This is a genomic window from Methanoculleus sp. UBA430 (assembly GCF_002506585.1).
Classification (GTDB): Archaea; Halobacteriota; Methanomicrobia; order Methanomicrobiales; family Methanoculleaceae; genus Methanoculleus.
In genome coordinates this window covers 18,939-32,343 of the sequence record NZ_DAXW01000006.1, presented here as the reverse complement: position 1 = coordinate 32,343, position 13,405 = coordinate 18,939, and the positions used below count along the sequence as shown (strand labels likewise).

The 13,405-nt window shown below is 63.4% G+C and carries 10 protein-coding genes and 1 pseudogene; 5 read left to right on the top strand and 6 right to left on the bottom strand.

From position 1 onward, the window contains the following. The first annotated feature begins 20 nt into the window (after nt 1-20). The 3 genes and pseudogenes from BRA49_RS05565 (at nt 21) to BRA49_RS05555 (ending at nt 2,295) form a co-directional block, all read left to right on the top strand. A pseudogene (locus BRA49_RS05565) lies at nt 21-1,129 on the top strand (FecCD family ABC transporter permease). Next, nucleotides 1,126-1,893: an ABC transporter ATP-binding protein gene (locus tag BRA49_RS05560; RefSeq protein ID WP_292384233.1), complete on the top strand. Its 768-nt coding sequence runs from the start codon at nt 1,126-1,128 to the stop codon at nt 1,891-1,893. The pseudogene BRA49_RS05565 and the gene BRA49_RS05560 overlap by 4 nt, the downstream one beginning before the upstream one ends. Nucleotides 1,894-1,962: 69 nt before the next feature. Continuing rightward, nucleotides 1,963-2,295: a DUF1622 domain-containing protein gene (locus tag BRA49_RS05555; protein WP_292384232.1), complete on the top strand. Its 333-nt coding sequence runs from the start codon at nt 1,963-1,965 to the stop codon at nt 2,293-2,295. Between the two features lie 28 nt (nt 2,296-2,323). On the opposite strand, the gene BRA49_RS05550 is transcribed toward BRA49_RS05555, so the two are convergent. Together BRA49_RS05550 and udg are read right to left on the bottom strand one after the other, a co-directional pair. Next, nucleotides 2,324-2,755: a bis(5'-nucleosyl)-tetraphosphatase gene (locus BRA49_RS05550; protein ID WP_292384231.1), complete on the bottom strand. Its 432-nt coding sequence runs from the start codon at nt 2,753-2,755 to the stop codon at nt 2,324-2,326. 7 nt (nt 2,756-2,762) lie between these two features. Beyond that, entirely contained in the window at nt 2,763-3,380 is a 618-nt protein-coding gene (gene udg, locus BRA49_RS05545; RefSeq protein ID WP_292384229.1) for a type-4 uracil-DNA glycosylase, read from the bottom strand. Between the two features lie 421 nt (nt 3,381-3,801). On the opposite strand from udg, the gene lysS reads away from it, so the two are divergent. Both lysS and BRA49_RS05535 read left to right on the top strand, forming a co-directional pair. Continuing rightward, nucleotides 3,802-5,325, top strand: a complete 1,524-nt coding sequence (lysS, locus tag BRA49_RS05540) for a lysine--tRNA ligase (RefSeq protein WP_292384227.1) — start codon at nt 3,802-3,804, stop codon at nt 5,323-5,325. A gap of 24 nt (nt 5,326-5,349) precedes the next feature. Beyond that, complete coding sequence (locus BRA49_RS05535) at nt 5,350-5,544, top strand: YwbE family protein (protein WP_292384226.1); 195 nt, start codon at nt 5,350-5,352, stop codon at nt 5,542-5,544. A 6-nt stretch (nt 5,545-5,550) separates the two neighbouring features. Here BRA49_RS05535 and BRA49_RS05530 read toward each other — a convergent pair whose 3' ends face one another. From BRA49_RS05530 to thsA, 4 genes are all read right to left on the bottom strand, one after another. Beyond that, complete coding sequence (locus BRA49_RS05530) at nt 5,551-7,428, bottom strand: sensor histidine kinase (RefSeq protein ID WP_292384224.1); 1,878 nt, start codon at nt 7,426-7,428, stop codon at nt 5,551-5,553. A 224-nt stretch (nt 7,429-7,652) separates the two neighbouring features. Beyond that, on the bottom strand, nt 7,653-9,539 hold the full coding sequence (locus BRA49_RS05525) for a HAMP domain-containing sensor histidine kinase (protein WP_292384223.1): 1,887 nt from the start codon (nt 9,537-9,539) through the stop codon (nt 7,653-7,655). After that, complete coding sequence (locus BRA49_RS05520; protein WP_292384221.1) at nt 9,536-11,428, bottom strand: sensor histidine kinase; 1,893 nt, start codon at nt 11,426-11,428, stop codon at nt 9,536-9,538. The genes BRA49_RS05525 and BRA49_RS05520 overlap by 4 nt, the downstream gene beginning before the upstream one ends. A gap of 284 nt (nt 11,429-11,712) precedes the next feature. Then, on the bottom strand, nt 11,713-13,374 hold the full coding sequence (thsA, locus tag BRA49_RS05515) for a thermosome subunit alpha (protein WP_292384219.1): 1,662 nt from the start codon (nt 13,372-13,374) through the stop codon (nt 11,713-11,715). Between the last annotated feature and the right edge of the window lie 31 nt (nt 13,375-13,405).

The window sequence follows — 13,405 nt, the reverse complement described above, 5'->3', positions numbered from 1 at the left end:
GGGCAGGAGGAGATGACGGGATGCACTTTGCAGACGGGGCCATCCCCGCAGACTACCAGGGATACGTGCGGAAGAAACGCCTCTGGATACTCGGGGGGACCGTCCTCCTCTTCCTCCTCCTGATCGTCTCCATATCGATCGGTGCGGTCAACATCCCCCCTTACGATGTCTTCCTCTCGATCGCAAACGGCATCGTCGACCGGATCAACGCGCTCCTCCACCCCGGCGCCGCCGTGAGCACGACGAGCACGGACCTGATCGTCTGGAACATCCGCCTCCCGCAGGCGCTTGCCGCGATCGTCGCCGGTATCGGCCTCTCGGTGGCCGGCGTCGCCATGCAGTCGATCCTCCGAAATCCGCTCGGATCCCCGTTCACGCTCGGGATATCGAACGCCGGCGCCTTCGGGGCTGCCGTCTCGGTCATCGCGGCACCGGACAGATGCAGTCGACGATCGCCGACGCCGTCACCCTCAACAACCCCTACCTGACGACGATCGTGGCGTTCCTCTTCTGTCTCCTTGCGACGCTGGTGATCCTCCTCATATCCCGGATACGCGGGACGTCGCCCGAGGTGATGGTGCTTGCCGGCGTCGCGCTCTCCTCCCTCTTCACGGCGGGGACGATGTTCCTCCAGTACTTCGCCGACGACACACAGCTTGCCGCCGTCGTCTTCTGGGCGTTCGGCGACGTCGGAAGGGCCAGCTGGCAGGAACTCGGCATCATGACCCTCGTCGTCACGGCGGCCACGCTCTACTTCATCGCAAACCGGTGGAACTACAACGCGATCGATGCCGGCGACGAGACGGCAAAGGGGCTCGGCGTCAGCGTCGAGAGGGTCCGGGACGTCGGGATGGTCGTTGCGGCGCTCGTCTCTGCCGTCATCGTCTCGTTCCTCGGCGTCATCGGCTTCGTGGGCCTGGTCTGCCCGCATATGGTCCGGAGGGTCATCGGCGACGACCAGCGCTACCTGATCCCGGGTTCCTGCGTGGCGGGGGGGCTCCTCCTCCTCGCCTCGGATACGGTCGCCCGGGTCGTCGTGGCACCCTATGTCCTTCCGGTCGCCGTGCTGACGGCGTTCCTCGGCGCACCGGTCTTCATCTATCTGCTTGTCGTGGGGTACCGGCGATGATCCTCGATGTCAACGGCGTGGACTTCACCTACCGGAGCACGCCGGTCCTCCGGGAGATCACGTTCGACCTCGCTCCGCGCCAGGTCCTCGCGATCCTGGGCCCGAACGGTGTCGGCAAGACGACGCTCTTGAAGTGCATGAACGCCATCCTGCGGCCGAAGGCCGGGTCCGTCCTCGTCGGGGGGATGGATCTCCTCGAGGCAGACCGGATGGAGATCGCGCGAAACGTGGGCTACGTCCCGCAACGGTGCGAGGCGGGCCGGATGACCGTCTTCGACGCCGTTCTCCTCGGCCGGCGGCCGCATATCGGGTGGAACGTGACGGAGACGGATATCCGGATCGTCGAGGCGGCTATCCGGATGCTCCGCCTCGAAGACCTCTCGCTCCGGCACATCGACGAGATGAGCGGCGGGGAGCTCCAGAAGGTGAGCATCGCGCGGGCGCTTGTGCAGGAGCCCCGGGTGCTCCTCCTCGACGAACCGACGAGCAGCCTCGACCTGAGGAACCAGCTCGAGATTCTCGGGATCGTCCGGCGCGTGGCGGAAGAACACAACGTCGCCGCCGTGATGACGATGCACGACCTCAACATGGCGCTCCGCTACGCCGACCGGTTCATCCTCTTAAAAGGCGGCGTCATCCACGCTGCCGGAGGGCCCGAGGTGGTGACGCCGGAGAGTATCGGGGCGGTCTACGGCGTCCCGGTCACGGTCGAGCGGTATAACGGGTTTTCCGTTGTCGTCCCCCTCGCACCGGAGGGGGACTGACCGGAAGCCGGCTGCCGTGAAGGCCTCCGGGAACCTATAAACTCCCCGCCGCCGATACACCCGCCGGCCATGGTGCTCGAGATGTTCATCGAGATCGTGGAGACGGCCCTCGGGTCATTCGGGGCGCTCTTCATCGTTTACGGCGCGGTGATCGCGATCGTCGAACTGCTGGCGCGGGAGACGCGCCTCAGGGAGATGAGTTACCACGACATCCGGTGGGCGTTTACCACGCGCATCCTTATCGGCCTTGAGTTCTTCGTCGCCGCCGACGTCCTGAAGACGATCCTCGAACCGACGCTCCAGGACCTGGTCATCCTCGGGTCGCTCGTCACCATCAGGACCGTCGTGAGTTACTTCCTCGGGAAGGAGGTGAGCGAGCTCCCGGAAGACAGGAAGATGTGAGAAAGGGCGGAGGGCCCGGAACGTACGGTCACTTGCCTCTCCGATTCCGGACCGTGACCAGGCGCTCGTGTGCTCTCGCGACAACCCGCTTTGAGTTCCCGAAGGTGATCGTATGCAGCGCTTCGCCGTAGGGGAGCCAACGGTAGGCGATATGCTCGTCGGAGAGCGTCACTTCCTCCTCCGGGGTCTCGATCAGGAAGTAGATGACCTCTTTATAGACCGTGCGCCCGCGGCGCTGGAAGAAGTAGTGGATCTCCTCACGGAACCCGGGGACGAACGCGGCCCGGGTGATCCCGGTCTCCTCCTCCAGTTCGCGGAGTACGGTCTCCACCTCGCTCTCGCCGCGCCTGCCGTGCCCTTTCACCAGGTCCCAGTGTCCGGCCCCATACTGCAGGATGAGGTACTGGAGATCCGTATTCCACCGGACGACGACCGCCCCACATGACCGCTCTTTTGCCATTCTTCCCTCAGTCTTCTATCGCTGATCCTCCTGCTCCCGCCAGTTCACGCCTGATCACGCGGAAATCCTCTTCCAGGGACTCCCGGTATCCCGGATTGTAGAGCGCAGCGGCGGGGTGGAGGGTGGGGATGAGGCGGACCGGGTGACCGAAGAGGAGGCCCCGGTAGACCGTCCCGCGGATCTCCGTGATCCGGTCGAACCGGACCGGCAGGAAGGAGAGAATATACCTGCTCGAGTGCCGGCCGAGCATCACGATCACCTCCGGCGCGACGAGCCGGATCTGTTCCTCAAGATAGGGGGTGCAGGCCAGGATCTCCTCGTCCCGCGGGTCACGGTTCCCGGGCGGCCGGTGCTTGACGATGTTCGCGATGAAGACGTCGTCTCGCGCAAGACCGATACCCGAGAGGAGGCTATCGAGGAGTTTTCCCGCCCGCCCCACAAACGGCCTCCCGGTGAGGTCCTCCTGCATTCCCGGCGCTTCGCCGATGAGCATGAGGTCGGCCCCGGGGTTCCCCTCCCCCGGGACCGCATGGTGGGTGTTCTCCCAGAGAGGGCACTTCCGGCATTCGCCGATGACAGCGGCAAGCCTCCCTACCGCTGCCTCTCTCTCTGTCTCCCACTCCATGTTCACACTATAGACGATAACTCGTATAACCTTCTTACGCATTGGATTTGTCGCCGGCGACGAACTCCAGCACCCCCGTCGTGCGCGTGATGATACACGGGGCGACCGGCATCCCGTCCCTTCGTGACGGGCAGATCCGTCCTCCGGCGTCTATGCACGGCAGTAACCGTGAAGGCACGGGTCCGGACGCAAAGACGCTTCGCGGTTGCTCAAGCCACAGCCCTTCGGCCTGGGGCTCCTCACACCTGACGGTGCTCGAGCCACAGCCCTTCGGCCTGGGGCTCCTCAAACATTAATAGCACCGGAAGGAGATGTTATATAGGATTCATCCGTGAGCATACGGCCCGACCTCCCCTGAGCGTGGCCTAACCCGGATTTACAGAAGAATATGGGGCTGCAGGCTGAATGGAGCGTTTACACTATGAGTGATATGGATCGTCTCTGTTTTGATACGACAAAGATCGATAAGATACAGGAACTGCGCGGGCGCGGGGTGACGGTCTACCCCTACACCTTTGAGCGCAAGGATACCGTCGAGGAGATCCGGGAACGGTTCTCCGCAATCGGGCACGAGAAGAGCGAGGAGGCGGTCAGCACCGCGGGCCGCATCTACATCGTCCGCCAGCACGGCAAGACGATCTTTGCGGATATGGGAGACTCGTGCGGCAGGATACAGCTCTATCTCCGGAAGAACGACCTCGGCGAGGAGCAGTTCGAGTTGTTCAAGCAGTATGTCGACGCGGGCGACATCATCGGCGTCGTCGGCCACGTTTTCCGGACAAAGATGGGGGAGATCACCATCTGGGTCGACCGGTTCGAGCTCCTCACGAAGTCGGTCTGCCCGCTCCCGGAGAAGTTCCACGGGCTCAAGAACGTCGAGACCCGCTACCGGCAGCGCTACCTCGACCTGATCATGAACGACGAGAGCCGCGAGACCTTCCGGACCCGGAGCAGGATCATCGCGCTCCTCCGGCAGTTCCTCTTCGAGCGGGAGTATCTGGAGTTCGAGACGCCGACCCTGCAGCCGATCTACGGCGGCGCGAACGCCCGGCCGTTCACCACCTACCACAACGCCCTCGACCAGAAACTCTACCTCCGGATCGCCCCGGAACTCTACCTCAAGCGCCTGGTCGTCGGCGGGTTCGACAAAGTCTTTGAGATCGCGAAGAACTTTCGGAACGAAGACATCGATACCAACCACAACCCCGAGTTCTCGATGGTGGAGATCTACGAGGCCTACCGCGACTACAACGACATGATGGACCTCACCGAGGAGATCTTCGCCCACCTTGCAGAGAAGGTCTGCGGGAACACGACCGTCCTGTTCGCCGGGCAGGATCTGGACTTCTCCCGCCCCTGGCGCCGCCTCTCGATGGAGGAGGCGGTGCGGGAGTACGCCGGTATCGATTTCCAGGCCATGAGCCTCGAAGAACTCCGTGCGTTCGGCCTCGAGCACTGCGTCGAGGGCTGCGAGAGCGCCACGACCCGGGGCGAGTACCTGGTGCTCTTCTTCGAGCACTTCGGCGAGAAGCAGCTCATCCGGCCGACGTTCGTCTACGACTTCCCCGTCGAGAACTCGCCGCTCGCAAAGAAGCACCGCACAAAGGAAGGGTTCACGGAGCGGTTCGAACTCTTCATCGCCGGGATGGAGATGGCAAACGGCTTCTCGGAGTTAAACGACCCCCTCGACCAGAAGGCACGGCTCGAACTCCAGGACGCGAAGCGCCGGCGGGGCGACCTCGAGGCGCAGATGATCGATTATGACTTCATCAACGCGCTCGGCTACGGGATGCCCCCGACGGGCGGCGTCGGGATCGGGATCGATCGCCTGGTGATGCTCCTCACCGGAAACGACTCGATCAAGGAGGTCCTCCTCTTCCCGCAGATGAAGACCATCCCCGGCTCGAACGGCTCGGAGCCGGAGCAGGACGGCGGCGAGGAGTAACCCCGCGCCGCCCTTTCCTCTATCATGAACGGACAGAACCGGGCCGCCATCCGCCCCGGGATGACGGTGGATATCGTGCTCAAACGCGACCAGAAGACCGGGAAGCGCACCCGCGGCGTCGTCGCCGAGATCCTGACGAACTCCTCCTTTCACCTGCACGGGATCAAGGTCCGGCTCCAGGACGGCCAGGTCGGCCGGGTCCAGGAGATCATCGGATAAGGGGCCTCAGGCAGCCTTCCTGAGCGTGAACCTGACGGCCGCCCCCAGGTCCGGCCGCCCTTCCACCCGGTCTTCCGCCCGGATCGTCCCCCCGTAGCGCTCGACAAGCATCCGGCAGATGTAGAGGCCGAGGCCCAGGCCGCTCTTTTCGCTCTCGCCCCCGCTGAAACGGTTGAAGAGGCTTCGTTTCCGTTCGTCGGGGATGCCCGGCCCGGTATCCTCGACAAAGACCACGACATCATCCCTGCGCTCCTCGACACGGACGGCGATCTCGACTGCGGGGCCGCCGAACTTCGCCGCGTTGCCGATCAGGTTCGTGAAGATCTCGGAGATCAGGTCGTCAGCAAGGACAACGGCCGTGCTGCCCGGATACGCGATCTTTGCGTCCGGGTAGTGCTCGATCTCCCCCCTGATGACGGGGTCGAGCGCTATCGGCCGAAGGACGGTGGTTTCCTCCCGGATCTGCCTGATGGTATTGACGTTCCTGATGATCTCGATACTCTTGCCGAGGCTCTTCTGTATCTTCCCGGTATAACTCCGCGGCTCTCCCTCGAGTTCTTCCATGAGGAGCTCCGTGTAGAGGCTCGCGGTGTTCGTGGCGTTCTTAATATCGTGCGTCATGATATCGAGGTACAGGTTCGCCCTCTCCGTCGACTCCTGCAACTCGGCCGTGCGCTCGCGGACCTGCTCCTCCAGACTCTCGCTGTACTCCCGGACCATCTCCTCCGAGTCCTGGAGACGTCGCATCCCCGCTTTGAGGCTCGCGACCATCGTGTTGATGCTCCGCTCAAGCCTCATGACTTCGCGGGTCGCCGAAACCCGGATCGTGTGGTCAAGATCCCCATGCGCGATGATATCGACATCATCGATGATCTCCTCGATCGGGCGCGTGAGCCGGCGGGCAACCAGGAAGATGACCGCGCTGCAGAGAACGATCGCAAGGGCCGCAACGGCAGCACGGTAGTAGAGCATCCGGTCGAGCTGGCTCTGGATGAGCGCCGTGTTGTAGGTCAGCTCGACGACGACGCTCGGGTCCGAGGGGTAATCCGGGTCTTTTAAGTCGATGAAGAGGTACCGGATCTGCTTTCCGTGCTCGTCGCGAACCTCGTAATCGGTCCTTTTGGGGATGATCGTCCCGGTAAGGAGTGCCCGGGTCGCGGGATCGGGAGGTTCGTCACCCTCCCCGACAGGGTTGCCGAAGATGTCGTAGACGCGGATCGATTCGAGATACGGGTTTAAGGCAACAAACTCCTGCGCACTCTCCTGTGCACGCAGCCGGTTCCGTTCCTCCACGAACGCGCTCGGCACGAGCCCGATCTCAAGGAGGTACCGGTGGTCCGGCGTCGGCATATAGGCATACTTCCAGACCTCCCCGGTTGTGCGTTCGTACACCACGCGATCGGGCGAGAACCCGTTTCCCAGGCGCATCCGGGTGATCTCGGCGTAAAAGTCCGGGTTCTCTCTGAAATCAAGGCCCCGGTCGCGAGAGTTGGTGGTATACTCGACGACCCCCGACGCGTTGATGACGTAGAGGTCCATATCGCCCCCAAGCTGCTCTCTGAGCGCAAAGAGATCCATCTCTGCCGGGTTCCTCTCCGTCCGCTCGTACTCCTCGACAAAGAGAGCAAGCCCCCTCTCCAGCCGCAGGTTGAGGGAATCGTCGAAGAGCTTGAGGCCGGTGTCTACGTCCGTGATCGATTCCCGGATGCTCTTCTCGGTGACATTCTGGAGGGTATTCAGGTCGGCGGTCATCCTCGCCTCAGCCTGGATGTAGTCGTAGACGGAGAGGAGGCCGATGGTCGGGATGACGATAAGCAGGATGGCTATGATGAGGGTGGTCGCGAATGGCCGGTGCTCCGGAACCGGTGCGGGGGCGCTCGTCATAAGCCTCCATCGCGCGAGGGGATGAGGCGCGGAAGCGGGGGTTCAGTGCGCATCCCCCGGCCGGACCGGCCGCCCCGGATCGTGTTCACCCGCGAGAGTAGGGTCTCCATTTCAGCACTCACACATGGAGATCATCCCACCTAAATCTTCGTGCGAAGGGAACCTCTGATTGTGAGGGAACCAGTCGGAATGATGGGAGAACGATAGGATAGTCCGGGCGGCGGCTACTCCCGCGGCGCCTTCCGGAGCATGAACCGGATCGCCGCGCCCAGGTCCGGCCGGCCGTCCACCCGGTCTTCTACCCGGATCGTCCCGCCGTAGCGCTCGACAAGCATCCGGCAGATGTAGAGGCCGAGACCCGTCCCCGCCGCCATGTGGTCACCCCGGCTCAGCCGGCCGAAGAGCCGGGGTTTCACGTCGTCGGGGATCCCCGGCCCGCCGTCCTCGACCGAGACCCGGACGAACTCGCCCTCGTCCTCAACCCGGATGGCGATCTCGACTGCGGGGCCGCCGAACTTCATCGCGTTTCCGATGAGGTTCGCAAAGACATCAGAGAGGAGGCCGTCGGCAAGGACTTCAATCGGCCGGCCCTCGTAGCGGATCGCCGGCTGATCCGCCACCTGCGTCCGGATCACCGCATCAAGGTCCACTCGCGTCAGTGCCGCCCCGGTCTCCCTGACCCGCCGGAGCGTGACGACGTTGCCGATGATACCGGAACTCTGCTCAAACCGCGCGAGCATCTTCCTCGCCATCTCCTGCCGCTCCCCGTCGAGCACGTCGACTAACACCTGGGTATATCCGATGGCGATGGTGTTTGCGTTGTTGATGTCGTGGACCATGATATCCAGGAAGAGCGCTGCCGCCCGGTTGGACTCCTCCAGGTCGGCCGTCCGCTCCCGGACCTGCTCCTCGAGCCGGGCGCTGTACTGCCGCGAAGTCGCTTCAGACTCCTGGAGCCTCCGGATGTTCTCCTTGAGGGAGTCGACCATGGCGCTGATGCTCTTCGAGAGACGGGCAAACTCGGTCCCGGCGGGGAGACGGATCCGGTGATCGAGGTCGCCGCGGGCGATCCGGTTGACGTCGTCGGCGATCTCCCGCACCGGCCGGGTGATCCGCCGTGAGACCGGGATCGCGATGCCGCAGGCGACAAGGCTCGCCAGGATCACGATGAAGGCATGGCTGAACCGCATCTCCGCGAGCCGTGCGTCGAGAGGAGCGGTCGTGGAGGTCAGCTCGACGATCCGGCTCGCATCGGAGGGGTAGCGGGGATCGGAGAGGTCGACAAAGATATACCGGGTGATCGTCCCGGCAACCGAATCGGTCAGCGTCCGATCTTCCTTCGTCTCGAAGACCTCCACGGCGACCGGGTTGACGGCCGGGACGCCTACCGGGTCGACCGGGTCGGTCACGTTGATGAGCCTCCCATAGCAGTCGAAGATCCGAATCCCCGTGACTGCCGGGTGCAACCGCACGAGTTCCTCTCGCAGGGTCTGGTAGCGGGGATCGTAGCGGTCGATATCGGTCGAACTGCAGACGAGACCGAGCTCGAAGAGGTAGCGGTGATCGGGCGAGGGCATATACGCGTACTTCCGCAATATCCCGCCTGCCGGCTCCGCAACGACCCTGTCGGCCGCAAAGGCGTCGCCGAGCCGGAGTTCCGTTATCCGGTCGTAGAAGTAGGGGATCTCCCGGAAGTCGAGGCCGAGATCGGGAGCGTAGGTGGTGTACTCGATGACCCCGCTTGCGTTGATGATGTAGATGTCCATCTCCCCGCCGATCTCCTCTTTGAGCGCGATGAGATCCATCCTGCCCGGGTCACTCCCCGCCCGTTCGTATCCGGCGAGGACCAGGCCGAACCCGTCCTCCATCCGCTGATCCAGCGTGCCGTCGAAGAGCCGGAGACCCGCATCCACGAGAGAGAGCGACTGGACGACACTCTTTTCCGTCTGCTCCCGAAGCAGGTCCTCCCCGGCAATCAGTTCCTGCTCGACCTGCTGGTAGTCCAGGACCGTAACGAGCCCGATCGCCGGGAGCGTGATCAGGATCATGGCGAGCGCGAGATACGTGCCGAAGCGGCGGGGGCGGACCCCGCGGCCGTGCCCGCCCGTCATGGCCCGTCTCCTGCCCCGGCCTTCCTGAGCGTGAACCGGATCGCCGCGCCCAGGTCCGGACGGCCTGCGACCCGGTCCTCCGCCCGGATCGTCCCCCCGTAACGCTCGACAAGCATCCGGCAGATGTGGAGGCCGAGGCCCGTCCCGGCCGCACGGTGCGTGCCCCGTTGCAGCCGGTCGAAGAGCCGGGGCTTCTCGGCATCCGGGATCCCCGGCCCGTTGTCTTCGACCGAGACCCGGACGAACTCGCCCTCGTCCTCAACCCGGATGATGATCTCGACTGCGGGGCCGCCGTGCTTCACGGCGTTGCCGATGAGGTTCGCGAAGACCTCAGAGAGAAGGTCGTCGGCGAGGGCAACGGCTGTGTTGCCCTGATAGGTGATCCTCGAGCCGGGAGCATGCTCGATCTCGCGCCGGATGACCCGGTCGAGGGCGACCGGGGCCGGCGACGGCAGGCCGCCCTGGATATGCTGGATGGTGTTGACGTTCCGGACGATCTCCATACTCTTTGCGAGCCCGATCTTTGCCTTTCGGAGGTACTCGGCTTCGGGCTGCCCCTCAAGCTCGGCGGCAAGGAGGTCGGAGTAGAGGTTTGCAACGTTGTTGGCGTTGTTGATGTCGTGCCGCATGATGTCGAGGAAGAAGGTCGCCATGCGGTTGGAATCCTCCAGGTCGGCCGTCCGTTCCCGGACCTGCTCTTCAAGGGTGTGGCTGTGCCGGATGATCTCCTCCTCCGATTCCCGGAGCCTCTGCATCGTCTCCTTGAGGGAAGCGACCATGGCATTGATGCTCTCGCCGAGATGTACGAACTCCTCGCTCCCGCCCACCCGGATAGGGTGGGAAAGGTCGCCGCCGGCGACGGCATCGACGTCCTCGACGAGGCTGCGCACCGGCCGCGTCAGGATGAATACGGCAACGGCAGAGAGGCAGCCGATGAGGGCAAACCCGATAAGCAGAATCCCGACCTGCCGGGCAAGCAGACCCGCGATCTTCTCCTCTGCGGCCTTCGTGGTGTAGGTCAGCTCGACGACCATGCTCATATCCGACGCGGCACCGCTGTCCGTCAGATCGACGAAGAGGTACCGGGTCAGTTCGCCTGCGGTGGCGTTCTCGGCTTCAAGCGTGGTCCTCTCCCGGTATGCCTGCCGGACCAGGGGCAGCCGCCGGTCGTCGTCGGGATGCGCTTCACCCGTGATCCGCTCGCCCAGGCAGTTGAATATCCGGATCCCCAGGATCTCCGGGTTCAGGTTCACCAGTTCCCGGACAGTATCCCCGTAGTTCAACGCCGTGCGATACTCGCAGAACTCGGATTCCACGAGGCCGAGCTCGAAGAGGCAGCGGTGATCGGGCGAGGGCATATACGCGTACTTCCGGAGTTCGCCGGCGGCAATCCCGGTGACGACCCTGTCGGCCGCGAAAGCGTCACCGAGCCGGAGTTCCGTTATCCGGTCGTAAAAGGAGGGGATCTCGCGGAAGTCGAGGCCGAGATCAGGAGCGTAGGTGGTGTACTCGATGACCCCGTTTGCGTTGACGACATAGATATCCATCCTGCCGCCGAGTTCCTCCCTGACCCGGAGGAGGTCCATCTCTGCCGGGTCACGTCCCGCCCGTTCGTATTCGGCGAGGACCGGACCGCATCCCTCCGCCATCTCGTGGTTTAAGGTGTTGTCGAAGAGTTTCAGCCCCGTATCCACCAGGAGGATCGAGAGAGTGACACCGGACTCGGTCTGGTTCCGGAACTCCCGGGTGTGTGTCTCCAGTTCCTGGCGAACCCCGACAGAGTCTACGAGCGAGATCAGACAGATGAGGGGGGCCATCGCGAGCAGGATCGCGAGCAGGAGGTAGAGCATGAAGGGGAAAGAATGCCGATCCGGCCTCTTTTCTGCCATTCAGTCATCGTCTCCGCTCTTCATGCCTCTGCTTCCTGTCGGGCTGGAACAATCTTAAAAGAGGGTATCCCTCGGAAATATTTAGCATGACCGATCTTTGCACGGAAATCCCGGTTCAGGAAACCAGGATCTCACAGCGGACCAATCAGCGTCAAGATCGCACGGTTGCGCGAGATACCCCTGCGGACGCCTGCACGTTGCACGAGGGCCGTATCATGGGAAAAAGAGAGTGCCGGGGCCGTGGATCACGGTCCCGGATGATATCGTGGGACGGTACGGTGATCTTACATCGGGGGCATGCCCATGCCGCCCATGCCACCCATGCCGCCCATCTCGTCTATGCCCGGACCGCCTGCAGGAGCGGCGGACTTGGATGCGGCGATGACGTCGTCGATCCGGAGGATCATGATAGCAGCCTCGGCGGCGCTGGAGACCGCCTGGGTCTTCACCCGCAGGGGCTCGACGACACCGGCCTTGAGCATATCACCGGAGACGGCGTTGAAGACGTCAAGTCCCATGTACTTCGCATTCTTGCCGCCCTTCTCGTGGGATGCACGGAGTGCGACGAGCATGTCGATCGGGTCGAGACCTGCGTTCTCGGCAAGCGTTCTGGGGATGATCTCGAGCGCGTTTGCGAACGCCTCGATGGCGAGCTGGGCGCGTCCGCCGACGGTTGCGGCGTATTCCCGGAGCCGGAGCGAGAGCTCGATCTCGGGCGCACCGCCGCCGGCGACGAACTTCTTGTCCTCGACGGCAACGCTGACGACCCGGAGAGCGTCTTCCATCGCGCGGTCGAGCTCGTCGACAACGTGCTCGGTGCCGCCGCGAATGATGATCGAGACCGCCTTGGGATTGTCGCACTCGGTGACGAAGATCATCTCCTCGCCGGAGATCTTCTTCTCCTCGACGTTGCCTGCCTTGCCGAGCTCCTCGGCGGCGATGGCGTCGATGGAGCTGACGACAGCCGCACCGGTGGCGCGGGCGAGTTTCTCCATGTCGCTCTTCTTGACACGCCGGACGGCAAAGATACCGGCCTTGGCGAGGTAGTGCTGGGCGATGTCGTCGATACCCTTCTGGCAGAAGAGGACGTTGGCGCCGGAGGCGACGATCTTGTCGACGATGCCCTTGATCATCCGCTCCTCTTCATCGAGGAACATCTGGAGCTGGTCGGGGCTCGTGATGCTGATCTCGGCGTCGACCTCGGTCTTCTTGAACTCGACGGCGGCGTTTAAGAGCAGGATCTTCGCGTCGTTCACGACACGGGGCATCGCGGGGTGCACACGCTCCTTGTCGATGAGCATGCCTTCGACGATCTCGGAGTCCTCGATGGACCCGCCGACCTTCTTCTCGACCTTCACGAACTCGGTGTCGACGGCGCCGTCGGCGTCCGCGACCATCGTGATTGCCTTGACGACGAGCTCCGTGAGTTTCTCCTTTGCGGCCTCGGCGCCCTTGCCGGTCATGGCGGTGTCGGCGATCTTCCGGAGCAGCACCATGTCGTCGGGCCTGACGTCGATGGCGATCTCGTCGAGGATATCCTGCGCCTTATCGGCAGCGGTCCGGTAGCCGTGGGCGATGACCGTGGGGTGCACGTCCTGGTCGAGGAGGTCCTCGGCACGCTTCAGGAGTTCGCCTGCGATCACGACAGCCGTCGTGGTACCGTCGCCGACCTCATCGTCCTGGGTCTTTGCGATCTCGACCATCATCTTTGCGGCAGGGTGCTCGATATCCATCTCTTTCAGGATTGTTACGCCGTCGTTCGTGATGACGACGTCGCCGATGGTGTCGACAAGCATCTTGTCCATGCCCTTGGGGCCGAGCGTTGTCCTTACGGCACTTGCGACGGCCTTTGCGGCAGCAATGTTGCCTGACTGAGCGTCACGACCGCGGGTACGCTGGCTACCCTCTTTCAGAATAAGGATTGGTTGTCCTCCAAGACTTGACATAGGTATCACCGTTGTTAAGCGATAGAAAGGT

What these genes read in the sequence shown, in the direction of transcription:
- BRA49_RS05520 (WP_292384221.1), bottom strand. Translation starts at nt 11,428, where the DNA reads ATGGCAGAAAAGAGGCCGGATCGGCATTCTTTCCCCTTCATGCTCTAC.
- BRA49_RS05560 (WP_292384233.1), top strand. Translation starts at nt 1,126, where the DNA reads ATGATCCTCGATGTCAACGGCGTGGACTTCACCTACCGGAGCACGCCG.
- lysS (WP_292384227.1), top strand. Translation starts at nt 3,802, where the DNA reads ATGAGTGATATGGATCGTCTCTGTTTTGATACGACAAAGATCGATAAG.
- thsA (WP_292384219.1), bottom strand. Translation starts at nt 13,374, where the DNA reads ATGTCAAGTCTTGGAGGACAACCAATCCTTATTCTGAAAGAGGGTAGC.
- BRA49_RS05550 (WP_292384231.1), bottom strand. Translation starts at nt 2,755, where the DNA reads ATGGCAAAAGAGCGGTCATGTGGGGCGGTCGTCGTCCGGTGGAATACG.
- udg (WP_292384229.1), bottom strand. Translation starts at nt 3,380, where the DNA reads ATGGAGTGGGAGACAGAGAGAGAGGCAGCGGTAGGGAGGCTTGCCGCT.
- BRA49_RS05555 (WP_292384232.1), top strand. Translation starts at nt 1,963, where the DNA reads ATGGTGCTCGAGATGTTCATCGAGATCGTGGAGACGGCCCTCGGGTCA.
- BRA49_RS05535 (WP_292384226.1), top strand. Translation starts at nt 5,350, where the DNA reads ATGAACGGACAGAACCGGGCCGCCATCCGCCCCGGGATGACGGTGGAT.
- BRA49_RS05525 (WP_292384223.1), bottom strand. Translation starts at nt 9,539, where the DNA reads ATGACGGGCGGGCACGGCCGCGGGGTCCGCCCCCGCCGCTTCGGCACG.
- BRA49_RS05530 (WP_292384224.1), bottom strand. Translation starts at nt 7,428, where the DNA reads ATGACGAGCGCCCCCGCACCGGTTCCGGAGCACCGGCCATTCGCGACC.